The organism is Fibrobacter sp. UWT3 (assembly GCF_900230125.1).
Lineage (GTDB): Bacteria > Fibrobacterota > Fibrobacteria > Fibrobacterales > Fibrobacteraceae > Fibrobacter.
Genome location: NZ_OCSS01000002.1, coordinates 1 through 22,806, shown reverse-complemented (window position 1 = coordinate 22,806; position 22,806 = coordinate 1). Strand labels below are relative to the sequence as shown.

At 52.5% G+C, this 22,806-nt stretch carries 34 protein-coding genes and 2 pseudogenes; 10 read left to right on the top strand and 26 right to left on the bottom strand.

All coding sequences use genetic code 11. The features are described from left to right. Positions 1–102 precede the first annotated feature (102 nt). Positions 103–336, top strand: a complete 234-nt coding sequence (locus CRO08_RS07735) for a hypothetical protein (protein ID WP_141398281.1) — start codon at positions 103–105, stop codon at positions 334–336. Between the two features lie 398 nt (positions 337–734). On the opposite strand, the gene CRO08_RS07730 is transcribed toward CRO08_RS07735, so the two are convergent. Continuing rightward, positions 735–1,958 (bottom strand): ATP-binding protein, encoded by a 1,224-nt coding sequence (locus tag CRO08_RS07730; RefSeq protein ID WP_141398280.1) that lies wholly within the window; start codon positions 1,956–1,958, stop codon positions 735–737. A 417-nt stretch (positions 1,959–2,375) separates the two neighbouring features. On the opposite strand from CRO08_RS07730, the gene CRO08_RS17505 reads away from it, so the two are divergent. From CRO08_RS17505 to CRO08_RS07715, 3 genes are all read left to right on the top strand, one after another. After that, a complete protein-coding gene (locus CRO08_RS17505; RefSeq protein WP_097035783.1) occupies positions 2,376–2,855 on the top strand; it encodes a type IV pilin protein in 480 nt (159 codons plus the stop codon). 137 nt (positions 2,856–2,992) lie between these two features. After that, positions 2,993–3,247 carry a phage integrase SAM-like domain-containing protein gene (locus CRO08_RS17610; RefSeq protein WP_097035782.1) on the top strand — a complete coding sequence of 85 codons (255 nt, stop codon included), beginning with the start codon at positions 2,993–2,995 and terminating at the stop codon, positions 3,245–3,247. Between the two features lie 229 nt (positions 3,248–3,476). After that, positions 3,477–3,875 carry a hypothetical protein gene (locus tag CRO08_RS07715; protein WP_097035781.1) on the top strand — a complete coding sequence of 133 codons (399 nt, stop codon included), beginning with the start codon at positions 3,477–3,479 and terminating at the stop codon, positions 3,873–3,875. A gap of 52 nt (positions 3,876–3,927) precedes the next feature. On the opposite strand, the gene CRO08_RS07710 is transcribed toward CRO08_RS07715, so the two are convergent. The 17 genes from CRO08_RS07710 to CRO08_RS16980 all read right to left on the bottom strand — a co-directional run bounded on the left by CRO08_RS07710 (position 3,928) and on the right by CRO08_RS16980 (position 13,069). After that, on the bottom strand, positions 3,928–4,707 hold the full coding sequence (locus tag CRO08_RS07710; protein ID WP_176495097.1) for a DUF3850 domain-containing protein: 780 nt from the start codon (positions 4,705–4,707) through the stop codon (positions 3,928–3,930). Between the two features lie 17 nt (positions 4,708–4,724). Beyond that, entirely contained in the window at positions 4,725–5,108 is a 384-nt protein-coding gene (locus CRO08_RS07705) for an ASCH domain-containing protein (RefSeq protein ID WP_097035779.1), read from the bottom strand. 12 nt (positions 5,109–5,120) lie between these two features. Beyond that, positions 5,121–5,654 carry a peptidoglycan recognition family protein gene (locus tag CRO08_RS07700; RefSeq protein WP_097035778.1) on the bottom strand — a complete coding sequence of 178 codons (534 nt, stop codon included), beginning with the start codon at positions 5,652–5,654 and terminating at the stop codon, positions 5,121–5,123. A gap of 121 nt (positions 5,655–5,775) precedes the next feature. Continuing rightward, complete coding sequence (locus CRO08_RS07695) at positions 5,776–6,285, bottom strand: DUF1353 domain-containing protein (protein WP_097035777.1); 510 nt, start codon at positions 6,283–6,285, stop codon at positions 5,776–5,778. Beyond that, on the bottom strand, positions 6,269–6,400 hold the full coding sequence (locus CRO08_RS17340; protein WP_255252292.1) for a hypothetical protein: 132 nt from the start codon (positions 6,398–6,400) through the stop codon (positions 6,269–6,271). Before CRO08_RS17340 ends, CRO08_RS07695 begins: the two co-directional genes overlap by 17 nt. A gap of 9 nt (positions 6,401–6,409) precedes the next feature. After that, the gene (locus CRO08_RS07690) at positions 6,410–6,838 is read right to left on the bottom strand and encodes a hypothetical protein (RefSeq protein WP_097035776.1); all 429 of its coding nucleotides are present in this window, start codon (positions 6,836–6,838) and stop codon (positions 6,410–6,412) included. A 4-nt stretch (positions 6,839–6,842) separates the two neighbouring features. Then, the gene (locus CRO08_RS07685) at positions 6,843–7,148 is read right to left on the bottom strand and encodes a hypothetical protein (protein ID WP_097035775.1); all 306 of its coding nucleotides are present in this window, start codon (positions 7,146–7,148) and stop codon (positions 6,843–6,845) included. Between the two features lie 127 nt (positions 7,149–7,275). Continuing rightward, positions 7,276–7,419 carry a hypothetical protein gene (locus tag CRO08_RS16990; RefSeq protein ID WP_176495096.1) on the bottom strand — a complete coding sequence of 48 codons (144 nt, stop codon included), beginning with the start codon at positions 7,417–7,419 and terminating at the stop codon, positions 7,276–7,278. After that, a complete protein-coding gene (locus tag CRO08_RS07680; RefSeq protein ID WP_097035774.1) occupies positions 7,419–7,604 on the bottom strand; it encodes a hypothetical protein in 186 nt (61 codons plus the stop codon). Before CRO08_RS07680 ends, CRO08_RS16990 begins: the two co-directional genes overlap by 1 nt. Continuing rightward, positions 7,594–8,259, bottom strand: coding sequence for a DUF3164 family protein (locus CRO08_RS07675; RefSeq protein WP_097035773.1), 666 nt, complete (start codon positions 8,257–8,259; stop codon positions 7,594–7,596). The genes CRO08_RS07680 and CRO08_RS07675 overlap by 11 nt, the downstream gene beginning before the upstream one ends. Before the next feature lie 4 nt (positions 8,260–8,263). Then, a complete protein-coding gene (locus tag CRO08_RS07670; RefSeq protein WP_097035772.1) occupies positions 8,264–8,731 on the bottom strand; it encodes a regulatory protein GemA in 468 nt (155 codons plus the stop codon). Positions 8,732–8,737: 6 nt separating this feature from the next. Then, positions 8,738–9,634, bottom strand: coding sequence for an AAA family ATPase (locus tag CRO08_RS07665; protein WP_097035771.1), 897 nt, complete (start codon positions 9,632–9,634; stop codon positions 8,738–8,740). 108 nt (positions 9,635–9,742) lie between these two features. Then, complete coding sequence (locus tag CRO08_RS07660; RefSeq protein WP_097035770.1) at positions 9,743–9,925, bottom strand: hypothetical protein; 183 nt, start codon at positions 9,923–9,925, stop codon at positions 9,743–9,745. Continuing rightward, positions 9,925–11,874, bottom strand: coding sequence for a Mu transposase C-terminal domain-containing protein (locus tag CRO08_RS07655; protein WP_097035769.1), 1,950 nt, complete (start codon positions 11,872–11,874; stop codon positions 9,925–9,927). Before CRO08_RS07655 ends, CRO08_RS07660 begins: the two co-directional genes overlap by 1 nt. Further along, positions 11,874–12,047 carry a hypothetical protein gene (locus CRO08_RS16985; protein ID WP_175549894.1) on the bottom strand — a complete coding sequence of 58 codons (174 nt, stop codon included), beginning with the start codon at positions 12,045–12,047 and terminating at the stop codon, positions 11,874–11,876. The genes CRO08_RS07655 and CRO08_RS16985 overlap by 1 nt, the downstream gene beginning before the upstream one ends. Positions 12,048–12,080: 33 nt before the next feature. Continuing rightward, positions 12,081–12,887, bottom strand: coding sequence for a BRO family protein (locus CRO08_RS07650; protein WP_176495095.1), 807 nt, complete (start codon positions 12,885–12,887; stop codon positions 12,081–12,083). Further along, on the bottom strand, positions 12,887–13,069 hold the full coding sequence (locus CRO08_RS16980) for a hypothetical protein (RefSeq protein ID WP_173345742.1): 183 nt from the start codon (positions 13,067–13,069) through the stop codon (positions 12,887–12,889). The genes CRO08_RS07650 and CRO08_RS16980 overlap by 1 nt, the downstream gene beginning before the upstream one ends. A 74-nt stretch (positions 13,070–13,143) precedes the next feature. On the opposite strand from CRO08_RS16980, the gene CRO08_RS07645 reads away from it, so the two are divergent. Both CRO08_RS07645 and CRO08_RS07640 read left to right on the top strand, forming a co-directional pair. After that, entirely contained in the window at positions 13,144–13,665 is a 522-nt protein-coding gene (locus CRO08_RS07645) for a helix-turn-helix transcriptional regulator (RefSeq protein ID WP_176495094.1), read from the top strand. Positions 13,666–13,695: 30 nt separating this feature from the next. Beyond that, on the top strand, positions 13,696–14,061 hold the full coding sequence (locus tag CRO08_RS07640; RefSeq protein WP_097035766.1) for a DUF2513 domain-containing protein: 366 nt from the start codon (positions 13,696–13,698) through the stop codon (positions 14,059–14,061). Here CRO08_RS07640 and CRO08_RS07635 read toward each other — a convergent pair. Further along, positions 14,030–14,296, bottom strand: coding sequence for a hypothetical protein (locus CRO08_RS07635; protein ID WP_097035765.1), 267 nt, complete (start codon positions 14,294–14,296; stop codon positions 14,030–14,032). The two genes, CRO08_RS07640 and CRO08_RS07635, sit on opposite strands and share 32 nt — an antisense overlap. Positions 14,297–14,337: 41 nt before the next feature. Beyond that, positions 14,338–14,733, bottom strand: coding sequence for a hypothetical protein (locus CRO08_RS07630; protein WP_141398279.1), 396 nt, complete (start codon positions 14,731–14,733; stop codon positions 14,338–14,340). A gap of 216 nt (positions 14,734–14,949) precedes the next feature. On the opposite strand from CRO08_RS07630, the gene CRO08_RS07625 reads away from it, so the two are divergent. Further along, positions 14,950–15,246 carry a Mor transcription activator family protein gene (locus CRO08_RS07625; RefSeq protein ID WP_097035763.1) on the top strand — a complete coding sequence of 99 codons (297 nt, stop codon included), beginning with the start codon at positions 14,950–14,952 and terminating at the stop codon, positions 15,244–15,246. A 2-nt stretch (positions 15,247–15,248) separates the two neighbouring features. Here the strand turns inward: CRO08_RS07625 and CRO08_RS07620 are convergent, their stop codons facing one another. The 6 genes from CRO08_RS07620 to CRO08_RS07595 all read right to left on the bottom strand — a co-directional run bounded on the left by CRO08_RS07620 (position 15,249) and on the right by CRO08_RS07595 (position 20,901). After that, positions 15,249–15,767 carry a phage virion morphogenesis protein gene (locus tag CRO08_RS07620; RefSeq protein ID WP_097035762.1) on the bottom strand — a complete coding sequence of 173 codons (519 nt, stop codon included), beginning with the start codon at positions 15,765–15,767 and terminating at the stop codon, positions 15,249–15,251. A 141-nt stretch (positions 15,768–15,908) separates the two neighbouring features. After that, a complete protein-coding gene (locus CRO08_RS07615; protein ID WP_097035761.1) occupies positions 15,909–17,252 on the bottom strand; it encodes a phage minor head protein in 1,344 nt (447 codons plus the stop codon). Then, the gene (locus tag CRO08_RS07610; RefSeq protein ID WP_097035760.1) at positions 17,245–18,726 is read right to left on the bottom strand and encodes a DUF935 domain-containing protein; all 1,482 of its coding nucleotides are present in this window, start codon (positions 18,724–18,726) and stop codon (positions 17,245–17,247) included. The genes CRO08_RS07615 and CRO08_RS07610 overlap by 8 nt, the downstream gene beginning before the upstream one ends. Positions 18,727–18,857: 131 nt before the next feature. Beyond that, the gene (locus CRO08_RS07605; protein WP_097035759.1) at positions 18,858–20,264 is read right to left on the bottom strand and encodes a terminase family protein; all 1,407 of its coding nucleotides are present in this window, start codon (positions 20,262–20,264) and stop codon (positions 18,858–18,860) included. Then, entirely contained in the window at positions 20,264–20,671 is a 408-nt protein-coding gene (locus tag CRO08_RS07600) for a phage terminase small subunit-related protein (protein WP_073323780.1), read from the bottom strand. The genes CRO08_RS07605 and CRO08_RS07600 overlap by 1 nt, the downstream gene beginning before the upstream one ends. Beyond that, positions 20,668–20,901 (bottom strand): hypothetical protein, encoded by a 234-nt coding sequence (locus CRO08_RS07595; RefSeq protein WP_097035758.1) that lies wholly within the window; start codon positions 20,899–20,901, stop codon positions 20,668–20,670. The genes CRO08_RS07600 and CRO08_RS07595 overlap by 4 nt, the downstream gene beginning before the upstream one ends. A 96-nt stretch (positions 20,902–20,997) precedes the next feature. Between CRO08_RS07595 and CRO08_RS07590 the strand changes: the two genes are divergently transcribed. From CRO08_RS07590 to CRO08_RS17330, 3 genes and pseudogenes are all read left to right on the top strand, one after another. Beyond that, positions 20,998–22,299 carry a hypothetical protein gene (locus CRO08_RS07590; protein WP_097035757.1) on the top strand — a complete coding sequence of 434 codons (1,302 nt, stop codon included), beginning with the start codon at positions 20,998–21,000 and terminating at the stop codon, positions 22,297–22,299. A 10-nt stretch (positions 22,300–22,309) separates the two neighbouring features. Next, positions 22,310–22,513: pseudogene (locus tag CRO08_RS17605) on the top strand (DUF2190 domain-containing protein); the annotation flags it as partial. Between the two features lie 89 nt (positions 22,514–22,602). Continuing rightward, a pseudogene (locus CRO08_RS17330) lies at positions 22,603–22,806 on the top strand (hypothetical protein); the annotation flags it as partial.

The window sequence follows — 22,806 nt, the reverse complement described above, 5'->3', positions numbered from 1 at the left end:
ATGCTCTCGAAAATGGAAAATGACGCTAGGACTACCCTTGTCGAAAAAATTGAACTATATTTACATGAGTACATCGACGAAGACGTCGTAGAGGAGTTGCGTATGCGCATGAGTATAGGACAGGCACTGGGTATTGTTACTGCCGGCGACCGCCGCCGTGCTGCAGAGCGCAACGGGCGCCGCGCGGGCCTTCGCCGTGGCAAGAAAATCGGCATGGAACTTGGAGCCCAGAAGGAACGCGAAAAGAACGCCGCCCGTGAGGCTAGGATTGCGGAATATCTCCGTTCCATTGGCGTTCCCGCCGAAAAAGTGGACGCAGCTCTCGCCATCAAATGACAAAACCGTGAAATTGGGGATTGAACGCCCGGAAAACATTGGGTTTAATCCCCAATTTTATAATTTGTATGTAATCTAGGGCGCCGTTTTGGCTACTAGGTGGGGATGGAAAACGCGAAAAATTGCAAATCAATCCCCAAAATGAACTTTTCCGCCGGACTTGCGGTTCGAATTTTTGATTTTTCTGTTACTTTGTTCTTAAAATTGGGGATTGAAACCCGCAAAATTGCCCCGTTTAATCCCCAATTTTTGAAAAATCAGTGAAACCGCGGTTTGTTTGCTGCACAAAAACGTTCCATTTTTTCAAAATTTCTTGACTAATTTAATATCTAATATCATATTAGTCGAGAAAACTTGGGCCGTAACTGCGGGTCTTGGCGCAAGGGGAATCCTGTGATTCAGCCCTTTACATACCGCTGCTTGCTGCTCTTTGGTTTTTCGGGGAGGGTCAGCTTCAGCGCGCCGCTTTCCAACAGCGGCTGGACAATGTGGCTCATGGTATAGAATTGTGACATCCCTGTAAAGCCCTGCAACTCTGCCCGGCTTCTTGGCACAGAACAGAAGGCCAGAATGTCGGCGGGCTTGCCGGAATATTCGGGCTGGTTCGCCGAGTTATATAGTGTTGCGTAGAACTCTCCATGACGAACGGAAAACTCGGCTGGAGGCAATCCCGCCTCTTGCATTTCCTTTTGTATGGTCGGGATGCCTGAGTAGCGGTTCTCGGTAATTTTTAGAATCTCGAGGATGTTTGCTAATACTGCGTTTCTTGTGTCCGGCCTGATTTTGCCAAGATTACTTAGCGTGGTTTTCCCGTACAATCCTCCGCTGTTTATGACTTGCAAGCGGTTGTCGTACATCTCGATACGGACAGGGGTGCTTTCGGAATAGACGCTATAATCGCGATGAACCAGCGCGTTCAGGACAACCTCGCGTACTGCGATAGACGGATATTCTTCTGTGTCTGTGCGTTTCCCGTTTTTGTCAATGACCGTCTTGTGACGGCTGTTCTTTTGGACGAACGAAATAGCATCTTCTAGCATTTGCGGGATGGTCCCGGTCAGCCTGGCGTTGTCGATAAACCTTTCGCCGGTCGCACCGAGGTCGCCCATTTCGTTGCCGGGAACCCGCACTGCGGTGATGCAGAGCTGGGGCAAAAAACCTTGCGGGTATTTTGAGAACGAAAGAATTCCTGCTACCGTGGGCGCACCGGAATGAATTACTCCCATTAGTTCCAAGATCTCCTCGCTGCTGACATTTTCGGAAAGATTCTTGCGCTCCCTCTTGCATAGCCGAACATAGTTTTCGACATCGGCCTTGTTTAGGGTGTCAAGAGGCGCTTCGGTAATGGCTCGGGCATCGTCGCGGATGTGTCTGCGAAACGCCTCGTAGCTGTACACTTCGTATTCGCTCATTGGCTCATCCGAATCGCCGACACGGACAAAGGAGCCTTTTGTCCGTCCCATGCCTTTGTAGAAGACAGGCCGGTGGAAAACCTCTACGCCAGGGATTTCTGCAGATACGATCTTTTTTTGGCCGATTGAACAAATTGTAAAAAGGGGGCGCACGCATGGCTCCATCTCTTTACTTTGTTCGTTAATGCAAAGTTTGCCAACAAAAAGCAATAGTTTGCCAAGTTGTTGTTTGATTTTGCCAACTGTTTTGCGAAATTAACCAACTATTTGGCTAAATTAGCCAACTAGTTGGTAAAATTTGCCAAGTCGCCCCTCCAAATGACAAAACCGTGACAAAAGGGGTGTGATTTATTCCACATTGGAATATAAAATTTCGGCGGAAGTCCCCTTTTTTGCGAAAAAAATCTATAATTGTAAGCATCCGAAACACCCCTAAAACGGCGATTTTGGTCGAAAAAAGCAATTTTTGCGTCTGCTCCAGGTTGTTATGACACAAAAATGACAAAAGTTTGACAAAACTATTGCTTTTCCGAAAAAAATTGTGTATATTAGGGAAGTAAACGAGTCGGACGCTCAATTCCGGGCCAGGACTCAAAAAAGTGTGTCACAAACAACAAGGAGTACACTATGAAGAAACAAGGTTTTACCCTTATCGAATTGATGGTCGTGATCGTGATCATGGGCATCCTCGCCGCCGTCGCAGTGCCTAAGCTGTTCGGCATGATCGCCAAGTCCAAGGCCTCTGAAGTTCCGACCGCCGCAGGAACCTGGATCAATATGCAGGATGCTTACTTCCAGGAAAAGCAGGAAGTTGGTAAATGGATGGAAATCGGATACAGCGCGCCGGGTCAGGGAGAGTCTTATTCCTATGCGTCTAAAGTGTTCGATTACTCCCCGGATGGAGCTGGTAGTGCAGATGCCACTAATTGGTATGCCAAGGCAAAAACAAAATTGAATGATTGCCCGGCAACCACGGGTCAATGGACTCTTAGGGCAGAAAATGTTGGCGATGCCGCTCCCTATACTGGATTCACAATTGAGGATAACGGCACTACGCCGAATTGCAAGCTGCTCACGGCATCTTGGGACAACTTGACCAGGAACTAGTCCAGTTTCGTGGAAGTTTATAAAAGGACGAGCTTTATCGCTCGCCCTTTTTTGTTTTGTTTAACCTTGAAAATAAGATTTTGTAAATTTGCGCGCCCTCGCAATTCTGCGAGGGCTTTCATTTTTAAGGAGTCATAATGCTTTTTCACGATGTTGCATTAAACTATTTGGAACAAGATAAAGAAAATCTTGCACCACTTACAGTACGCACATATTATTGGAATCTTAAGAAAATACAGTACTTTCGTCCGGACTTGGAGTGCACCGACATTAACGAGCAGATGGTCCGTGATTTTAGACGGCTATGCCAAAGCGGAAGTAATGAGACAAGCAATAAATCAGTGAATATAGCTGGAAGCCTTGATTTTATTGGGTTTGCTTGTCTCATTTAACCCGATTAAAGTGTGTTTTTTGATTTTGCCGTTTTTTCGCTATTTTCGCGGTTTCTTCATTTTGCGGAAAAAGATGTTTCACTTTTCGTGAGACATTTTTTTTTGTGAATTGGCGTTTTTAAGCCGTTAAAGGCGTTTTTAATTTTTATTGAAAATTGGGGTGCGGACATTTGGTGCGGACATGTTTTTGAGGCTTGACGCATTTCGTGAGATAAAGTATATTTAAAATATGATAGATGAATTCGTAGAATGTAAATTTGCCGAAAAGGCTGAATCTGATGATTTAAGCATTATTGAAATTCTTGGAAATACATTCAATGGAGTAGCAGCTGGAAAGGCTTATTCTCCAGATCTTATGTCGTATTCAGAAGATGTAATGAAAAATAAATTTCGACAAATGATTTATGGTCAGGATATAGCTAGTAATCTATCTAAAGAAGAATTGAAGGAATACTCGGAAAAATTCATCGGTTTAATTATTGCATCTACATTTGGTGATAAGGTGATTTTAACAGAAGAAGGATTCAAGTTTTTCAAGAAATATGCTGGTATGACTCCGAAACAATTTATTGAGAGCACCAATCGCAGAATTGACAAATTGAATGTAAGTATTGAATTGAAACTATAAAAAAGAGGCAGGATTTTGCATCCTGCCGTTAAATTTTTCGCGGTGTAGAAAATCAGCCTTCGGCTTTTTCCGTTTTTTTCTTCTGGAGTATGGCGGCGAACTCTTCGATGGTGGGCACCTGGAGTGTTCCTTTGCCGTAGGGGTTCGGGGAGCGCATCTGCGGGCATCCCGTGCCGAGTTTCCTGCTGGTGGCGTATTTCTTGACCATTTCGTGGACTTCGAAAACGTTGAAGTTATAATCGAAGCGGTCGAAGCCGTAGAACTGGAGCACGGTGCCGATGAACGGATCGTGGAATACGAGCTTTTCTTTCTGCTTGGCGAGCGATGCCGTTTTCTTGAGCAGCATGGGAAGCAAAAGCTCCAGCTGGCTGTCGGTTTCAGCCTGTTCAGAGGTCTTCTGTGAGCCCTGGAAGTCCTTCCAGTTCCTGAGCGCGGCATGCCAGTCAGAGAGCGGGAGCCCGGATTTCATCTTCCAGCCGGTCATCGAATAGTAGTTGTAGAAGCGCCTTGCGCAGTCTGCAGACTTGCCGAGCTTCGCGGCGTACTCTACGGCTTCGTCTTCGCTTGCCGGGCGGTTGCCCACGTTTGTGCGGGTGTTCTTCCCGGAGCGCTTGACGGACACGACGCAGTAGTCGTCCTTGATGCCCAGGGAGTCTTCGGCGTGCATGATGTAGGTGATGCGCACGGTAAGGCTGCGGCCTGTTTCGTTGCCGCCGTCGGTCTCGAAGAGCACCAGACGGTCGCCTGCGCTGTAGAGCCTGTCAACCTTGTGGATGACAAAGGTCAAGTCGCCGTTCATGAGCGCTTCAAAGTTCCTTTTTTTGACTTTCATGACGTATTCCATGGTGTTTACCTCACGAATTGCCAGGATTGCGGAGCCCTTTTGATGTGAAAGTCTTCGGGATGGAGCCAGTCGGGGCCGTATTCATCGACGCCGCAAATCTCCCAACCGTAGAGCTTACCCCTGCCTTTTGCCTTGTATTTCTCGATTTTATCGAGAGAAACGCACGAATTTTCGACAATCTTGGGCGTTATTTCGGTGATTTCGTGGCAAAAATTCACGTATATGACGCCTGTGATACTTTTAAGGTCGGTGTCGTAGAGGTAAACCTTCACACCGGGAATCAGGGGCATGGCTGCTTTCGGGGCTGTCTTGCGGAGTTCCAGCGTCTTTTCGCCGCTGTAGATCAGTTCTGCCCACTTGTGGTGGATGCTCATCAGGATTTCTTTCATCTTTCGACTCCTTTACAGTAGCGCGTTGACCTTGGCGGCGATTTCGAACATGCGTTCTTCCAGGTACTGGCCGGGGCAGGCCTTGTTCTTGAACCACTTGTGGAGCGTCATGTTCTGGACGGGTTCGCCCTTGTCATCCAGCTTGCCGACAAGTGCCTTGTCGTGGAACCAGCGGAGCTTCTGGATGCCGTTACGCTTGCAGATGTCGGCGACCAGGTAGATGAGGCTTGAAAAGGCCTCGGCGGTCACGGCATACGGTGCGGTGTCGTCGCTCGATACCTCGATGGTGACTGCACGGTGGTCATTAACGGCGTTGCTGCTGCACCAGCTGCGGTCGGATTCATCGACATAGAGTGCGATGTGGCCCTGGTCATCGATGCCGTAGTTGGCAGACGCCATGCGGGCCTTGGCTGCGAACAGCTTGCCGAGTGCCCGCACGTTGATGTGGCCTGCGGTGCAGTGGATGGTGATGGTGTCGATCTTGTGGTTCCGGGGCGTAGTCCTGTTCGGGCTTATCTCGGTGTGGGATACTAGCGGACTGTTCATTTTGACTCCTATAGTGATGAGGCTACCATGTAGAGTACGGTTATTGCGAGTGCGACAAAGGCGACGCAGTAGGCCGCCTTTGCCGTGGTCTGTATGACCTTGAGTATGTCGTTTCGGGTAATCATCTGAATGCGTTTGCGGTGATTGCCCTGCCGTTGAAGCGTTTGAGCGTGAAGCCCTTGCTGTCGAGCCACTGCATCTTCACGAGGGTCTTGTTGTGGTTGTAGATGTCGCCCTGGTCTTCGTCGAGCGTGTTGTAGTGGGAACCGGCAAAGAACTTGACCGCGTAATAGACGGCGTTACGCTTGACGGTGCCCATGCCTGCGTGTTCCAGCATTTCGCGCAGGAGCAGGTCGGCATATTTCTTGCTCAAAAAGCCGTGGTAGTTGACATCGTGGATGAGCCAGGCGAGTGCAAGAAGGATGTCGCCTATTTTCGGGATGAACGGGTTCACGACGGAAGGGCCGCTCCTGAAGTCGGTCATGTAGCCCGCCATGATTTCATACACCAGGGTTCCCGGAATGCAGTCGCACTGGATTTCGATGCGGAGCGGGTTTCGGATGCTGTACATTTCTTCGCACCTGGAATACTTGTCCCAGGTGGGGACTTCCGGCTTATACGCTAGGTTCATTTTTTTGTTTCTCCTTGTCCTTTTCGGCTCGTTTGGCAATCTTTTCGAGAGCCTGGGCAATGCGAGGCAGATACTCGCAGATGATTTCCATGGTATTCTGTTCGATAACGGTCATTTAGTCTCCTTATAGCGCGTCCAGAAGTTCCTTGACTCCTTCCGCAAATATCTTGTAGTAATGATGATTGTCCTGTTCCTTCGCGGAGCGTTCCGCTTTTTCAAGTCTGTTGCTGACGGCAATGGCAAAATTGCGGAGTATATTCAGTTCCACGTTCATCGGGGCCATACGGTCGAGTATAAATTTCGATAGAATCATCTCCCACCGTGTCTTGTAAGCTCCGTGTCCGGCGTTAGCCTTCACGTTGCCGAGAAACTCCTTCATCTCGGCGTTCGCGAGTCGGTCGATTTTCGCCTTGCGGTTATCCTCGTCAATCTGCTCCTGCGTGCGGGTGTCCGCGAAGGGCGTGGCATCGCCACGCTCCTCCGCCTCGATTTCGGCGAAGATGGCGTCAAGGCGTGCCCGTTCTTCTTCTGTCTTGATTTTTGCCAGAGCCATAGTTCTATGCCAGTTTCTGTGCCTCTTGGTCAAGTGCTACGCTTGCGGCAAACAGCGTCTTGCTAGCGCCTTGCAGATCCTTTAACCTTTTGTTTTTCAGGTCTTCACCGGCTGCATTCGTCGCCTTGACATAGATGCCGTAAAGCGCCTCGAAGAGAGTATTCCGACTGTTGTTGACGGAATCCAGTTTTTCATGGATAGCGATGGCGTGCTTGGCGATGGCTACTTCGAGTTCGGAATGCTTACCCCCCCCCTGCAAATTTTCGTTTACAATATCCTGGCAATCCTTGAGAGTGATTTTGATGTACATGTTTTACCTTCCTTTTTGTTGATGTTGTTCGGGGCAGTGCGGGGGCTCGAACCCCGCCGTGTCCGGGTCACAACTCCCGGCACGTGGCCAACCGCAACCGCCCAGAGACTACCGCCACGACAATGGCTCAAAACGTGACGGTAATCGTGAGAACTGCCGCCGCTACCCAGTAGACGACCTTGCGCACGTTCATGTCTGTCACTCCGTAGACGACGGCTGCCAAAAGGTCGAGGATGATGAGTACCAGCGGGAAGATCTGCTGCTTGTTCACTAGCCCTTCTCCCACTTCGCGGCAAGGTCTTCCATGGCCTTCTGCGGGCTTGAGCCTACGCCGCTGATAAGCGCCTTCCCGCCGTTCTGGCGGAGAGTGACCGCGTAGCCGAACTGGAAGTCGGCTTCGAGAACGAGCTGGTCGCGGAAGAGGTCGAGCGTCTTGAGGGTTTCGCTATTTGGCATCGTCCTTTTCCTTTTTCTTTGCGGGTGCTGCGGGGCGCGGCACGTCGTTGAAGTTGAGCACGATGACTTCCCAGGTCTCGCCAGCCTCGGTCTTCACCTTCCGCTTGAAGGTGGTGGACTGCTTGGAGGACTTGACGATGATCGACTCTTTCAGCATGCGCATGGCCTTCTTCCATTCGGAATCCTCGATTTCGAGGTTCAGGAGCTTCATGAGCATGGCGGTGTTCACGCGGCCCTGCTTGTCCACGTTGAATGCCTGGGCGATGACCTTGCCGAGGTTGTCGTCGATGCCGTCGAGGCGGCTTGCGATCCACTTGTCCACCAGGGTCTTCACCATCTGGAGGCGTTCGTCGAAGCCGATGTGGTCGTTGATGCGGCGCTCGATGACAAGCGACTTGTCGAAGTTGTAGAGCAGGATGTTCCCTTTCCAGTTCTCGCGGGTGCGGTTCTCCTTCGCGAGTTCTTCGAGGTACTTGTCGATGCTGCCTTCGATTTCGATACGGTGTTCCGCGATTTTCTCGGCGAGCTTCACGACCTTCTTGAAGGTGCGCTCGACAAGGGCGTCGCGCTTCTTGTCTGTCGCGGGAATGTACTGCTCGGGGATGGGGCGTCCCTTCTCGTCGAGCCAGTTCCCGTCTTTGTCTTTTGTTGCCATAGGTTTACCTCTGGTTGTTGTTCTTGTTTCGGTTAAATTCTTCGGGGCTCTGCGCCCCCATGGCGTGTATCGCCTTGATGAGCACCTTCGCGTCGTCCTTGCAGATCCAGGTGACCACTTCCACGCCGGTGAGACGCTTGCAGAAGGCGTTCAGGGCCTTGCGGCGGTCTTCGGAAGTCTCCGCACGGCTGACCTGCGCCCACATCGCCTCGATTGCCCGGAGCTGTGCGGGGCTTGCCTTGTGCTTGGCCCTGCCGGAGAGCTCATTGAACTTTTGGACCTTTCCGTGGACCTGTTCGCGCAGGCTCTTGATGAGCGAACTGCGCTGCTGTGTCGAGAGCTGCTTGGAGCTTTCGACCTGGTAGCGGTCGTGCAGCATGTCGCGGTAGGCTTCGTCGTTCATTCCGAGCAGGCGCACAAGGCCGTGGATCTGCCTGTACTGTTCGGTCCTCTTGTCGGCTGGAGTAGTCATCTTGCCCTACCTTGCCACTACGAGCATCTGGGATGCGCTTTCGAGGATTTCGTTGTCGAGGGTTTCGCGGTCGTTGTTGCGCATGAGTTCCTTGCTCCACATCACGAGGTGCGAGAGCAGGCGGAAGTTGCGGCGGCAGATCTGGGCGGCGCGTTCGATGCAGTTGCCTTCGTACTTGGGGAAACGGCTCTCGATGAACGCCTTTACGTCGGCGTTGTCCAGGAGCTTCGCCCTGCACGGTGCGCTGATGCGGCTGTTCAGCTGGGCGTAGTGGTTCTTGTCGCCCTGGACGTTCTTTTCGAGCCTGGGCATGCCGCAAAGGGCGATTCCCACGCCCGCCTTGTCGTGGACGCGGCGGATGAGTTCGAGCGCACGGTAGGGCAGGTGCTCGGCCTCGTCGATGATGACCAGACGGCCCGAGTCGTTCAGCTTGTTCACGACGCGCACGAGCTTTTCGTGCAGGCTTCCGCGCTCGTCGAGACCGAGTTCTGCGCAGAGTTCGTCGAAGAGAGCCTTGGCGGTGTAGCCGTGGTCCGCTTCGATAAGGATGACGCTCGGGTGGGCCTTCGCGAAGGCCTTCAGCGCGGTTGTCTTTCCGCAGCCCGCGTCACCCGTGAGCATCCCGCAGATCTGGTGGCTGAGCACCAGCGAGCAGAACTTGTGGATGGTCTTGAAGCACTTGGTCTGCACGATTCCTTCGTTCTGCTTGATAGTCTCGCGCTGGGCTTCTACTTCGAGGAAGTCCTTCACCTTTTCGCAGATGGCGTCGATGTCGCCGGTATAGGTGCCCTTGATGAAGTAGCTGAGCGTTGCGGGGCTTATGCCCATGGCGTTCGCCACCTTGGTCTGTGATGCCCCGGTGCGGGACATGTAGTCCTTGAGTTGCTTGATTGTTGCGTCCATATTCTATCCTTTATGGTTGCTGGGTTAAAAGGGTTGCCTCCGGGGGCGGTTTCAGGGAGATCTTGTGTTGTGTTGCGGCAAAGTGTGCCTGCCCCCATCGGCTAAGTTCTAGAGGAGTCCCGCCTTTACCAGGCGTTCCTTGATGCGGTACCAGGTGCGTATCTCGTGCCGGTCCACATCGTCCGGGAAACGTCCGGCGTGTCTGATGATCATCTGCGCCTTGTCCACGTTGTTTTCGGCAACGGGTCCGGCGACCGCACGGTAGATTTTCAAGAGCTGTTCGTTGTCCATTACATCGCCTCGCCTGTCAAGAGTTCATCCCATAGGTCGGTGCTCGGCTTTTCTTCCACTTCGCCATCGACGATGTTGTAGAAGTCGGCGTTGCCCACCTTCTTTTCTGCCCTGAGCTGTTCGGAGTCGCGGTCGTGGCGCGTGAGGTGCGTCGGGCCTTGCGGCACAAAGATGTCCTGCGGGCCCACGGCGGTGCGCATCGCGCTGATGTACTCTTCGGCCTGTTCCTTCGACATGTCGGGGCAGATTTCCTTGAGCATCTTTTCTTCGTGGCGCTTGCGGGCGACCCCTTCGGCAATCAGCTGCTTGCCCACTGCATCGTCGTCCTTGACCATAGCACCCACGGCGCTCTGCAGTGTGCATTCGCCGATGAGCTTCTTGTTCTGGTCGTAGCACCAGGCGGTTCGCATGTCGTCGGGGTCGTAGCGGAAGGTGACCTCGCGGCCCTTCCACACGGGCATCCATTCGGCCCAGTACCAGGAATCGAGCTGTGCCAGGTGGAAACCCATGTGCATGATGCGGCCCTTCACCGTGCGGCTTACCAGCATGGAGAGAGTCTCGCGGCTCACCCTGCGCATCGGTTCTCGCTTCACGATTTCTGCGTTCCAGAGCTCGCGGCGGGTCATGCCGTTGTGGTGCTTTCCCTGGCAAGGGAGCCCTGGGAAAACAATCGTCATGTATTCCTGCGCAAGGCCGTAGAACTCTTCCCAGGTAAGGAAGTTCCCGCTCTTGAGCACGCCCTTCAGCGGTTCGGGTTTTTCGACCACGGTGCCGCCCTTGAAGCTGTTGAACAGCCTGTCAAAGCCGTTTTTAATAATCAAGAAATTGCGTTCAATGATCTTCGCGCGGGCGTTACGCACGATGGCGAAGTGCATCTTGATACCGAGACGGCTTGCCATGCTTTCGGCATACTGCTCGTCTTCCACGATCTGGTGGCCACGGCTTTGGCCGGAGAAGTCGCGGTTGCGGTATTCGCGACCGTTGTCCACGTAGATTTCTTCCGGAAGACCGTAGCGTTCGATGCCGTGACGCATGGCGCGGAGCGTGTTCTCGGTACCCGGGGCGTCGTGATGCAGGCACCAGCCCATGGGCATGTAGGTCTTGAAGTCCATGAAGAGCGTGATGTAGCAGGTGGCGGGCTTTTCCTGCCCCTGCACCTTCACGAACACGTCCCACGTGCGGGTATCGCCCACCCACACCTGCCCCGCCTTCAGGTCGGAGTAGTCGCGGTCCAGGTGGAAGCCCTTGTTGTCGTAGAACTTCTTCTTGCCTTCGCGGGCGAAGTAGATGACGTCGGGCGCGAACTCGCTCTTGAGCCTGCGATTGAAAGCCGACTTGCTCGGGAACTCGCTCTGGTCCTTCACGTCGCCGCGTTCAATGGCCTTGCCGAGCGCAATCATCCAGCTGGAGAACACGCTTATCTTGTTCGCGGTCAAGTAGGCGTTCTTGAAGTCCTCGAACCAGGCGTCACGTACGGTGGAGTGCATCACTTCGCGGTGGTTGATGAGCGCAATCTTCCCGCACTCGCCGACCTGCGAACGCTGACGGTAGATGCTCTTGATGCTCGTCTTCATTTCGGGGTGTGCGCGGTTCCAGTCGTCCACGAAACGCCCGAGTTCCTTGGTGCCCGTGATGCCTTCGCACTTGAGCAGGATGAGCGTCCACTTGTCGAAGTTCTTCTTCGCGCGGTCGGTGGCGCGGTCGTAGCTCCTGATGACCGTTTCCACGTCCTCGGCCTGGACCTGGACTTCCGTGCTTTCGGGGAGTGTCGCCATGACGTAGCGGTCGGAGGCATCCTTGGGGAGACTCCGCACGTTAATCTTGAGCACCTTCCTGCCGCCTTCGTCGTCCCAGCGGTATTCCCACATGGAAGCGTTGCGGCGCACCTGCCTCTCGGAAATCCCCAGGAGCTCGGAAGCCTGCGTTGAACTAATCCAGATCGGTTGCATTAGCGGCTGGCCTTACCGAGGAGAAAAGCGCGGACACGGCGGGACTTCATGCAGTCGCCGCAGAAATGGTCACGGTTGATGGTGATGCGGGCTTCTGCACCGCAGATGTCGCAGTGGCGGACTGGGGCGACGAAAGCGGGACGGGCGGGGATAGTTGCGGTTGCGGTAATCATGGAAAACTCCTTGGTGGTGTGTGGCGGTGTTGTTTAGTTCATCAGGCTGTCGATACCCTTCTTGACAAGGAACTTCAGGAAGTCCTTGTTGGAAGGGAAGGTCGTGCCGTGTTCGAAAAGGCTCTGCTTCGCGGCGTTGATTTTTTCGGTCAAGGGCTTCGGGAACGTCATCGAGGGCATCATGTTGGGGAACAGTTCGCATTGGACGCTCTCTTCGGCAGGGGCGACCGTCGTGGCGTCGGTGGCCGCCGCGTAGTCAATCTTGCGGCGCACGGTGTACTTGCCCGTCTTGCGGATGGTCGGGAGCACGTCTTCGACAACCCACTTCTCGAACTTGCGGGCGTCGGGCATGCGGCTACGCATGATGAGGCGGTAGAGGTCGGGTTCGTTGATGGCGATCATCGCCTGCTTGCCGCCCTTGGTGTCCACCGTAATCTTCTTGCAGAGTTCGGTTTCGCCTTCCACCAGGTCCTTCGAGTCGGCAACCTTGCCGCAGTGGTCGGCAACAGCCTTAGCCGTGTTCTTGTAGCCCAGGACCTTGCACACGTCGTCGGCGACGAACCACACTTGCTTGTTCTCGTCCTGCACCATACGGATGCCGTCTTCGCCGTTGAAGAGACGGTAGCGCAGCTTGAGCGCGGTCGCGGTGGTCGGGTCGAGTTCTTCGGCCTTGGGTCGTTCTTCCTTGACGGCGGGCAGGGTTTCGCCCCTGACATCGCGGTCGAAGTCGGTATCGCCCTCGCCCTGGATTTCGGGTTCTTTTTCGTCCAAAGGGTATAACGATTCGTTAGACCCTTCGGCGGTGGTTTCGGGTTCTTCGTCGAAAATTTTCTTGATCATTATGCTACTCCTTTGGTGGTGAGTCCCAGGTCCTTGAGGATGGGAGCGAGTTGTTTGTTGGTGCGGTAGCCGGTGGCTACTTCCCTTATATACTGGGCGCTGTAGGGCTTTCCGGCTATTTCGGAAACCCTTTCGGCGGCCTTGCGCCATGAGAATTTCGTCACGGTAAGATTATTGTCCATTTGGAAGGTTTCCTCGTTTTTAGTAAATTGTTTGTGGTAGTGGTTAATCACTGCTACATCTTCAAAGATAAACAATGTTTAGTCAAATGTCAATAGTAAAAATAAACAAAGTTGATTTTTCTGCAGAAGATTTACGAAATTTTGCAAAAAAAAGGTTCTCGACAATCAAAAATATGGCTGATGCTATGGGCATTAGTCCTCCTCAATTACATGCGTATCTAAGCGGAAAACGCAATTTTGGGGCTTCTTTTAGAGAAAAATTGGCAGAAATCGGCTTTTTTGACGACTTTTGCCAAGAAATCAATGAAGAAAGCCAACAAATTGCAGAAAATAAACAAAGTTTATCAAATTCGGTAAACATCGACCTTTCGGGAGCCATCGAGCTTTCGAACACGCCCACAAGCCGCCTCGCCCAGCTCGTGGGGGTAAGCCCCGCCACGCTTGCCGCCTGGCAGAACGGCACCGCCACGCCTACCGTCGAGGAACTCTCCCGCCTCTTCAACCAGGTCGTAGCCCTCGCCCTGAGCTCCCGCCACGCCGCCACCACCCAAGCCACCGCCGAACCCGAAACACCCCCCGCCCAAGCTACCGCGTAAGAGGGAATATTATCTTCGTGGAGTTTTGACATGAAAAGAGACATGGACCTTATTCGCGAAATCATGCAGGATATCGAAAGAACTCCTGCGGGCGAAATATGGGACGGCGAAAAGTTTGCGGCGTCGCGTAACCGTGCCGATGTCGTATATACCGTAAGGCTCCTGGAACAGCACGGCTTTATAAGCGAATGCACGGACGATACGTTCAACGGTATCGACTTTAGGGGCTGCCGCGTTGACATCCTGCCGACCGGATACGACTTTCTTGATGCAAGCCGTAACAATACCTTGTGGCAGAAATTCAAGGACAAAATAAAGAACGAAACGCCTGCTTTCACGCTGAAGCTCGCCGTAGAACTTTTGTTTAAAATGGCAGGCGAAGGATTGCTTGGTTGACGGCGTATTCTACGATGTCGTAGGCCTGCACGATCGCCAGTCCCAAGACCGCGATATTGAGCAGCAACGATGCCAGGATGATTTTGTTCAGGTCGTTCTTGTCCTTGTCGGTAAAGTTGCCGTCCTTTTGAAATTCGGCACGGAAGTATTCGTTGACGAACGCGGGCCATGTGAATTGCAGCGTGGCGAGCGTTGACAGCTTGCCGATGAGAGAGACTTTGTTCTTGAGTTTCATCTTGGTTCCTTTGTTTGTGGTGGTTGGTTCTTTTGCAAGCGCTAAAAGTTGCGGCGCAGGTAGGTGTCGCCCTCGCCTTCGGCTAGGCGTTCGTTGCGTTCGTCCGAAAGTATCTGCACCAGGTCCTTGCTGATGATGAGTAGGGTGAATGCGTTGAGGTGCGCAAGCGATTTTCCGAGGAATATGTTCCTTGCCTTCTTGAACATTTTCCGGGCAAACTTGTATGCCTGTTTTCGCTTGCTGAACTTTTGCAGCTCGACTCTCAAGAATGCGAGCGTGACGAAATCGTAACTCCATGTGCTCTTGTCCTTGCGTATGTTTTGACACATGAGGTCTGACAGTTTCTGAAGCAGAAGTCTGTAGTTCGGGTCTTCCTGGATTCCGGTCTTTGGTATAAACCCGACGGATGATTTTCGAATGTCTGTAAACGGATTCATGGGAGCTCTCCTTACTAGCTGAACTTGGCCAATAGCACTATTGCAGCCCCTGCAAACACGACAAACCATATTAGGTCTTCGACGAAAAATTCATTTTCAAACAATTCTTTTATCCAAGATTTCATCTTGAAAATTCTACTTTGGGTTTTCATTTTTTCATTTCCTTTTTTACATTGTTGTTTTTTTCGCGTTTTTTGATTATATTTGCAATACAGAATGAGCTTCTGGGATTCCCTGACAATCGACGACCTTCCGAATGACGACCTGAAGTGGGTGGCAAGCACCCTCGGGCTCGATATTGCCAAACGTATCTGGAAGAAGTTCGCGGGCAACCATGTAGCCTGCCCAGCCAGGATGAACCCAACAGCAGTGCGCCGCTATATGCGCGACAACTTCGACAAGCCTGTTCACCAGCTTGCGTTTGAAACCGGAGTCAGCGAGCGCACGATCTACAGGTACATGAACGTGGTTGAAAAGAAGCCTGAAAACAAAGGGCAACTGAGCCTGTTCTAGGGTCATTTGGTCCCCTCCGTCAAGTGTTCCATAAGTGTTTCTTTGAATCCTTCAAGGTCTTCGGGCTGAACGACCATGAAGGGGCGGGCAGGAATTTCGCGGGTTTTGGTTGTCACTCTTGCGTATATACGCCGCATTCCATTCCATATGAACGAGAGTGCTTTCTTTTCTCTGGGGATAATGGTGCGCCCTGCTATTGTTCCGCCGAAATTGTGGATTTTTGCGTAGGCAATATTTGTTCCGACTTGCGCTGAATTTTTGTCACTTTCGCTTGTGATGGAGTCGCGAAGGTTGCCAGTTCTTATCAAGGAACCGCCGTGCTGGCTTTTGGTCCATTTCTTGGGTCCGCCTATCAGGGAACCCGCCTTGCTGTATCGACCACCTACCTCGAAGTTTTCCCGGACGGACTCCTCCAGCTCGACGGCGATGGTTCTCATCGCTCTGGACATGTTTTTTCCGTTGTTTTCGATGCCTTTTAGCAGAATTTTGCAATTTTTGTCATCAATTTTAGCCTTGATCATTGCTTTTCTCCGAAAAAAGAGGTATATTATGAATAAAGAACGCGCTGAGTTAGTGGAACGAGATTGGCCACTTGGGTTACCTTGGACTTCGTGAGCCTTGAACCGTATGCAGGAGTTTGTCGCCCTGCCTCGCGTTCTTTTTTATTTAAGTTTGTTTCTCTCCCTAAAATCATCTTTGTTAATTGAGTATCCTGTTTGCAAGGATAGATGGTTCGCATGTCTTATATCTGGCTTAAACACAACGATGTATCTTTTTTCACCATTGTCGATTGTAAATGGCGACCAAAAACGAAGTCCTTTACTTCCGTCATAAGTACACTCCCACGAAGAAATAATTTCAGGCAGTTGCTTTAAAATGTCCTTTGGAATGGCATCATGATTTGAACGCAGCGCATGGAAGATTCTCTTGTCAGATACGGTCAAAATTCTGGTTTGCAAATTTAGTCCTGGAGCCTTTTCCGCAAGCTTTGTGAACACATCTTGAGGAATCATACCGGCAGCAAATGTGTTGCCGATAGGAATTTTAATTGCAGACTCTTGTTCAATGACGTTTGCAAAAGATTTTTTAATGGAATCGGAAAGCTGTTCCAACATCTTCAAGTTGGCTTTTCCTGCGTCACTTGTAATTTTTTCTTCAAGCATTCGATTGAAGTCAAACGAATACGAACCCGGCGCATAGTCCCAACCCTGACTTGGGTAAATGACGGTATTGCCCACCTTGTAGCCGGTAGTCGTCACTTTGACCTTTTGAGTTTCTACCGTTCCGTCAAGTTTTTCATGCGTTCGTTCGATTTCTTCTGTCTTGCTCACGAAATCTTCGGGCTTGCTTTCTCGCACAACCTCGTTTGCAGGCTTGCCGAACTTCTTTTCCAGAGTCCGTTTCGTCATCCTGGACACGGTGCAATGGCAGCCCCAACCATTAGGGGCATAATGCGTTTGCCAGAACGGGTCGTCATAACGGAAAACAAGGTTGTGCAACGCGGCGTGTTCCACCCTCGGGTTCTTGTTTCCAGCACCTTTCGGAACGGCGACATAACGCCAATACGGTGCTACATCGGCATCTTCCATCATCCGCTCGTATCGACCTGCTGCGTATGCCGTCTTTACATTCGTGTTAAAAATGTTTCGCAGTCTTCTGTGGTCTACCTTTATCGGCTTGACCAATTTCTGGTCTTTGTTTACGGCATCGATATTGCCCCACCAGCCTTTTTCCTTGAGCGTCGGGATGATGTCGTTCGCAAAGTCTTGGTAAGGCTTCCCTTCCTTAATGGCCTTTAGAAGGCTTGCGTGGATGTCCTTGACCAAGTCTATGCTCGTCGCCTTTGCCACGACAAAAACCCTGTCGTGAGCATGGCGCATCGTGTCCGTCCAGTCCCAATGTTTCTTTGGACCTAGAGCAACCTTCTTTTCGAAGTATTCAATCGCCTTTTTATGAGGGAGATTGAACAGCATCGAGAGCTCTTTCTGTAACTTTTCATCAGGCATCGGCTCGGCCCTGCATTTCTGAAAGGACCAGGCACTTTGTCACGGCTTCGTCCATTTTCTTGCTGCTCAGGTTCGGGAGAATCTTGTAGAGCTCTTCTTCGAACTGTTCGTAGTTGCCGCAATGTTCCGCAAGGTCGATAATCGGCTTTGCAAGTTCTTCAATCTGTTCCTGCAAATCCTCTGCGGAGAGGTCCTGAATCATCTTCTCGATTTTGTTCTTGACGCTTCCTTCTGCGAAACAATGACAATCATCATCATGTTCGGCGAACATGCTGCCTTGCTGAACTTCGGTCATCTCGAAATACTTCTCGTCGATTCCGTAGATGTCGCTGATGTACTGGGCGTTGAACTTGACTCCCAGCTGCGAGAGCTTTGCGTCACGTTCGAGGCGAGCCTGCTGCATGTCTTCCAGGAGAATGATGTTCATCCACGGTATGACCTTTTCGCCAGGCCAGTTGATTTCGTAAATCCACCTGATAAGCTGATTGAAGCTGGATTCAATCATGGCGGCATCGTCAAGGGCCAAGTCCAGGCGCACATCGTTGTGGACGGTGGCCATGGCCTGGGTGCCGCCGGAATTTGTCTGCTCGGTGGTGAGGGTCTCGCCAAGCCACGCCTTGCTGATTTCGGAATCCGCCCAGGCAACGATTTCGCTGTGGGGATTGGTGCCGCTCATCTTGGTTTCCAGGAGTTCCACGGAGCCTGTCTGCGGGATGACCGCCACGGCGTCACGCACAAGCCCAGAAAGCATCCTGAGGAAGGTGCTCTGTTCCTTGTCGGTCGCTCCCGGAGGAATCTTCCCGACGGCCTTGGGCATGCCGTACTTCTCGACGAATATCATCCAGAACTTGAGTCCGCCCTTCTTGAAGGCCATGGGCCAGAAGCAACGGGCATAGACTGGCTCGCCGTAGGGATTGGTGGCCGTGGGGCGGTTGCGGGTCACGATGAACTTGCGGTCGGGTACGGGAACCTTCGCGTTGAACTTGTTCTGGAATAGCAGCCTGCCTTCGTCATCGAAGCGGAACCATTCCTGCGGGCGGTCCTTGATGGCAACGGGCAGAATGAGTGTTCCGTAGGCCGTGGGCACTGAATCCCATACGACTTCGTGGACGGCGAAACCGAAGCCGATGGCCTGGAGCATCTGCGAAATGGTGTTGCGCAGTTCCAAGTTCCAGAAGTATTCTTCAAGCATCTTCGCTTTCTTGGGGTCGCCCTTGCTACCGTCGATGGTCCAGGTGCGGCTGGTGATGGATGCGAAACGCTTGCTCTTGACGGCATCGAGGTGCCCGTCCACAAAGTTCCGGTAAACCTTGATGTTCCCACCCTGCGCCTTGAGGATAGGGTCGGGGTTGGGCAGGTAATCTTCGCCCGTGACAAAAGTCGCTGCCGCCCGGGTGGCCACTTCGGTCGCCAAGCGGAGTTTTTCACCACCGTTCTGGGTGTTTTCGGTCTGTTTTTTCCTTTTTTTGCTCATGCAGTCCTCGGTGTATTTCTAATCTCGTTGAATGGCCGTTCAAATTCGTTGAATTTTGATTTTCTAAAATTGGATGACCGTTTACTAGTCCAAAACAAAAACGGGCTAAAAAGGGCCTTTCTGTGCGATTGTCAGAAACCGTTAAAATTCATGCTTTCCCCTTTGAACGGATTTGCGGTCTGGATGAATACCGGACCAGCGTCACTTGCGTTTTTCGCATGGTATGCAAGTGCGGCTCCCCAGAAGAAGTCGCCGTGGCCCTGCTCGGTGCTTGCGGCATCGTAGCGCACGTTCCCCGCACTCGTGACAATCTTTCGAACGGCGTGGATGCTTTCGGCCTGTTCGTCCTCGATTTTGGTGTCGATGCCCGGGAACTTCGGGCACTTCTCGATGATGAGCTTCTGGTCTTCAAACGCCTGCAAAAGGTTGATGGCAAGGTCGGCCTTTACCGTGTTCGAGAAAAGAACGCCTTCCACCTTGACAGTGCCGAATTTTTCCTGGGCCCGTTCGGTGAACTGGTCGCCACATCCCGTGCGGTCGATACAGCCACGGATAAGGTTCGGGAGTTTCAGGAACTTGTAGAGTTTCTGTTCAAGGTAGCTCCACTTCTTGTTCTGATAGGCTTCTACTGCACGGCAAATTAGGCGGTCGCCGATGTCTTCGAACACGTAGATGACATAGAGGTGGCGGTGGCGTGCCACGTCGCAACCCAGGTAGAGCGGGCCTTTGGCCTTTTCGAGCCCGAGCACTCCCAGGCGCTCGCAGCTGTGAATCAGGTCGTAGCTGATCATGGCCTTGGATTCGTCCTGCGGGTTGCAGCAGTATTCCTCTTGCCATATCGCCTCGGTCAAGCAGCCTTTGTGTTCCTGCTCCAGCCATTCCTCGCGTTCTTTCCTGGAGAGCTTTTTGCCGCAGATGCGGTCGGCAACGCCTTCCTCTACTGCGAGCTGGATTGGCACGGTGTGAACGCTGTAGTCAAGTTCACCTTTTTTGCACTTCTCGATGAGCTTGTAAAATAGCGAGTTTACGCCGTTGTGCGTTGACAAGATGCGGATGGGATAGCCCCACATGGCGGCGGGCTTGGCGGCTGCCCACATCTTCTGGTCGTTTTCGTGGTGGGCGGCTTCGTCCCACACGATTTTACCGCCTTTGGAGCGGAATGCCTTGGGGTTGCTGGAGAGCACGTAGATTTTCGAACCGTTGTTGAACTCGATAATCTTGCTCTTGATTCCCTTGTCCTCGTCGGCAAATTCGCAGTCCTCGATGTCTTCGGAGTTGATTTCGGCGAGGGCCTTTGCGATGGCGTTGAGTTTCTGAATCCACGATTCGCAATAGTCGATGTATTCGGCTGCGGCGGTCATGTCGGCAGAGCTGAAAAAGACCTTGAGTCCGGGCTGCTCGATACAGTCCTGCACGTCTTCGAAGCTTTGCACCCACGTGCCGCCGATACGGCGGGACTTCTCGAAAATCTTGACTTTCGACTTGTCGGCTAGCCACCGCTTTTGATACGGAAAAAAGAATTCGTCAAGTGCTGCCATTATACGCCCAGGTGTTTCTTGATTTCTTCGAGCGCCTTCTTGGCACGTTCTTCCGGGGAAAGCTCGGACTTGTTTTTCTTGGGTGCCACGGCCTCATACTTGCGGGCGTGTTCGGCGGTGTCTATGATTCGCTGGAGTGCGGTGTAGCGTTCGGCTGCAACCTTTACGCCGTCAAGTTCATCCTGCTTGATCTTGCGGGCCATTACTTCGCCCAGCTCGAACAGCTGCGCGTGAAAGTTCTTTTCGCTGCCGCTGATTTCGGCACGTGCTTCGTCCCAGTGTTCTTCAGATTTCCAGTTCTGAAGGGTGCGCGTGGAGATGTTGAGCCGGCGGCTAATGTCAGCTAGGCTCATCTGGTGAATGGTGTAAAATTCTTTCGCCTTGGGCTTGAGTTCGGACTTGCTCACGGTTGCCTCCCTGTCGTATGCGATTCCATGCAACAGGCCCGTATCGCGTCAAGCGCCCTTTTCTGGTCGTCGCTATACTGTTTCAGAACCGCTTCCCAGCGCACCTGGTCATTGGCGGCGTTCTTTTCCCACTTTGCGTTTTCGTTCGTGTAGAAGATGGCAAGCATCAGCGCGAAAATGACGCCGATGCCGAACTGTTTCAATGCTTCTTGCCAGAAAGTTTTATCCATGGTATATACCTCCTCGCAAAGTTACCCAATAGGCTCTGACATAGGGCATGACAATGTCATGTCCTCGTTCGCTTTTATTCGGGTATCTTTGAGGCCATGAAAGACAAAATTCTGAAATCGGAAGATTTGAAGGAACCATGGGTCGAGGCGTTCAAGGTCGGCAAGGTCACTGACATGGCTGGCAATGAACACGACTTCAGTGAAGCGGACCTCAATGACCTCAACGAAGGAATCCATGACCAGCTTGCAGCCGGTTACCAGCCGCCGATGGTCAAGGGCCACCCGAAACTCGACGATCCGCGTGTAGCCTCGATTGTCGATTCCAAGGTGGAAGACAATGTGCTGAAAGTGAAGCTCGACGACGTGAACCCGGACTTTGCCGAAGAAGTGAAGAAGGGCGGCTTCAAGTATCTTTCCGCAGCCATTTACAGCAACTTGAAAAAAGGCTTGCGGCATCTGGGCGCTCTCGGTGCGGTTGGCCCTGCTATGAAGGGTATGGCCCCGCTGTGTTTCGGTGAAGGAATGTTTGCTGAAGCCGACAAGGGCGTTACAGAGCAGGACGTGTGCGTCTTTGCAGAGCCTTTCGCATGGGACCGCCTGGTGCCTCGCAGTGTCTTTGAAACGCTTGTGTACAAGCTGAGCGGCATTGGACGTATGTTCCGCAGCCAGCGCGAACAGCTTATCGAGAAGGATGGCATTGAGGCTGCCGACAAGGTTTTCCCGGAATACGCCATCAAGGACATCGAAGAAATCGAAAGCGTCTTGAAGGACGCAAAGGACTTCCCGCAACAGCCGAAGCCTGTTGTGGAAAAGCCTGCGGAATCTACAGCTTCTTTCGGTGAACCGAATACCGACGGTTCTGATTCGCTGGAGAACGGGAATCAGAATCCTCAGCCTACAACGCCCCCTCGTAACGAACCGACCGAATCTATCCCGGAAGGTAATTCTAGCGAGGCGACGCGGTTGAGCGAAGAGAATGCCGCACTCAAGGCTGAAAACGAGGCACTCAAGGCCGACAAGCTTGCGGCGCAGCGCCAAAAAGCCGGTGCGGCGTTCTCTGAGACTTTAGACAATGCTATTGCTGAAGGCCGCTGCAACCAGGCGATGAAGGATTGCTTCATGAAGGTCTTTGGCGCTATGCAGGCCTTGCCTGTCGATGGCGAAGGCTGCTTTGGCGAAGGCGACGAACGAATGAACCCGATGCAGGTTCTGGGCGACACGGTAAAATCCTTACCGAAGATTGTCCAGTTCGGTGAATTTGCGCCCGCGGCGACTCCTAACTCGGAGTCTGCGGCGGTACGCATCAGCAAGTATCACGATGAACAGCTGGCAAAGGGGCGCAAGCTCAGTTTTCGCCGAAGCTGCGGAAGAATGTTACAATCAATAAGGAGTACCTGATGAAGGCAATATCCTCAACTTTACGGCGGAAACCGCCGTCCCCGCTTTCCGTTTCGTCAAGGCTGGCGAAGCCCAAGGCAATGTTAAACTTGCAGGTTCCGGCGATGCCGTGCTTGGCGTGTCCATGGATGTGGATGTCAATGAAGGCAACCGCGTCGATGTGCAGCACGACGGTATCGGCCATGTGGAACTTGGTGCCGACGTGACCTACGGCCAGGCACTCTCCTCCGATGCCGAAGGCCGTGGCATTCCTGCCGAAGGTGCGTCCGGCATCGTGGCCCTTGATTCGGCACCGAAGGCGATGTGGTCCGCATCAAGGTGGACTGCGCCGGTTCTGCTGCGACGGCATCCACTGGCGACGAAACGCCTTCCACTGGCGATGACACTCCCGCTGGCGACAACGACGCCCCGGCAAACACCGAAGGTGGCGAAACGCCCACCGAACCCACTGAACCTGAAACCAGTGGAACCGAAGGTGGCGACACCAATGGCAACGAAAACGAATCT

Excerpts from the sequence above, each read along its gene's own strand:
- CRO08_RS07605 (WP_097035759.1), bottom strand. The coding sequence starts at position 20,264 with ATGGCAGCACTTGACGAATTCTTTTTTCCGTATCAAAAGCGGTGGCTA.
- CRO08_RS07640 (WP_097035766.1), top strand. The coding sequence starts at position 13,696 with ATGAAAAGAGACATGGACCTTATTCGCGAAATCATGCAGGATATCGAA.
- CRO08_RS07680 (WP_097035774.1), bottom strand. The coding sequence starts at position 7,604 with ATGCCAAATAGCGAAACCCTCAAGACGCTCGACCTCTTCCGCGACCAG.
- CRO08_RS07715 (WP_097035781.1), top strand. The coding sequence starts at position 3,477 with ATGATAGATGAATTCGTAGAATGTAAATTTGCCGAAAAGGCTGAATCT.
- CRO08_RS07590 (WP_097035757.1), top strand. The coding sequence starts at position 20,998 with ATGAAAGACAAAATTCTGAAATCGGAAGATTTGAAGGAACCATGGGTC.
- CRO08_RS07690 (WP_097035776.1), bottom strand. The coding sequence starts at position 6,838 with ATGGCTCTGGCAAAAATCAAGACAGAAGAAGAACGGGCACGCCTTGAC.
- CRO08_RS07675 (WP_097035773.1), bottom strand. The coding sequence starts at position 8,259 with ATGGCAACAAAAGACAAAGACGGGAACTGGCTCGACGAGAAGGGACGC.
- CRO08_RS16985 (WP_175549894.1), bottom strand. The coding sequence starts at position 12,047 with ATGATTACCGCAACCGCAACTATCCCCGCCCGTCCCGCTTTCGTCGCC.
- CRO08_RS07620 (WP_097035762.1), bottom strand. The coding sequence starts at position 15,767 with ATGATCAAGGCTAAAATTGATGACAAAAATTGCAAAATTCTGCTAAAA.
- CRO08_RS07685 (WP_097035775.1), bottom strand. The coding sequence starts at position 7,148 with ATGTACATCAAAATCACTCTCAAGGATTGCCAGGATATTGTAAACGAA.
- CRO08_RS17340 (WP_255252292.1), bottom strand. The coding sequence starts at position 6,400 with ATGACCGTTATCGAACAGAATACCATGGAAATCATCTGCGAGTATCTG.
- CRO08_RS17505 (WP_097035783.1), top strand. The coding sequence starts at position 2,376 with ATGAAGAAACAAGGTTTTACCCTTATCGAATTGATGGTCGTGATCGTG.
- CRO08_RS07660 (WP_097035770.1), bottom strand. The coding sequence starts at position 9,925 with ATGGACAACGAACAGCTCTTGAAAATCTACCGTGCGGTCGCCGGACCC.
- CRO08_RS07665 (WP_097035771.1), bottom strand. The coding sequence starts at position 9,634 with ATGGACGCAACAATCAAGCAACTCAAGGACTACATGTCCCGCACCGGG.
- CRO08_RS07705 (WP_097035779.1), bottom strand. The coding sequence starts at position 5,108 with ATGAAAGAAATCCTGATGAGCATCCACCACAAGTGGGCAGAACTGATC.
- CRO08_RS07655 (WP_097035769.1), bottom strand. The coding sequence starts at position 11,874 with ATGCAACCGATCTGGATTAGTTCAACGCAGGCTTCCGAGCTCCTGGGG.
- CRO08_RS07635 (WP_097035765.1), bottom strand. The coding sequence starts at position 14,296 with ATGAAACTCAAGAACAAAGTCTCTCTCATCGGCAAGCTGTCAACGCTC.
- CRO08_RS07700 (WP_097035778.1), bottom strand. The coding sequence starts at position 5,654 with ATGAACAGTCCGCTAGTATCCCACACCGAGATAAGCCCGAACAGGACT.
- CRO08_RS07710 (WP_176495097.1), bottom strand. The coding sequence starts at position 4,707 with ATGAAAGTCAAAAAAAGGAACTTTGAAGCGCTCATGAACGGCGACTTG.
- CRO08_RS07595 (WP_097035758.1), bottom strand. The coding sequence starts at position 20,901 with ATGGATAAAACTTTCTGGCAAGAAGCATTGAAACAGTTCGGCATCGGC.
- CRO08_RS17610 (WP_097035782.1), top strand. The coding sequence starts at position 2,993 with ATGCTTTTTCACGATGTTGCATTAAACTATTTGGAACAAGATAAAGAA.
- CRO08_RS07650 (WP_176495095.1), bottom strand. The coding sequence starts at position 12,887 with ATGATCAAGAAAATTTTCGACGAAGAACCCGAAACCACCGCCGAAGGG.
- CRO08_RS07615 (WP_097035761.1), bottom strand. The coding sequence starts at position 17,252 with ATGCCTGATGAAAAGTTACAGAAAGAGCTCTCGATGCTGTTCAATCTC.
- CRO08_RS07670 (WP_097035772.1), bottom strand. The coding sequence starts at position 8,731 with ATGACTACTCCAGCCGACAAGAGGACCGAACAGTACAGGCAGATCCAC.
- CRO08_RS07735 (WP_141398281.1), top strand. The coding sequence starts at position 103 with ATGCGCATGAGTATAGGACAGGCACTGGGTATTGTTACTGCCGGCGAC.
- CRO08_RS07610 (WP_097035760.1), bottom strand. The coding sequence starts at position 18,726 with ATGAGCAAAAAAAGGAAAAAACAGACCGAAAACACCCAGAACGGTGGT.
- CRO08_RS07625 (WP_097035763.1), top strand. The coding sequence starts at position 14,950 with ATGAGCTTCTGGGATTCCCTGACAATCGACGACCTTCCGAATGACGAC.
- CRO08_RS07630 (WP_141398279.1), bottom strand. The coding sequence starts at position 14,733 with ATGAATCCGTTTACAGACATTCGAAAATCATCCGTCGGGTTTATACCA.
- CRO08_RS07645 (WP_176495094.1), top strand. The coding sequence starts at position 13,144 with ATGTTTAGTCAAATGTCAATAGTAAAAATAAACAAAGTTGATTTTTCT.
- CRO08_RS16980 (WP_173345742.1), bottom strand. The coding sequence starts at position 13,069 with ATGGACAATAATCTTACCGTGACGAAATTCTCATGGCGCAAGGCCGCC.
- CRO08_RS07695 (WP_097035777.1), bottom strand. The coding sequence starts at position 6,285 with ATGAACCTAGCGTATAAGCCGGAAGTCCCCACCTGGGACAAGTATTCC.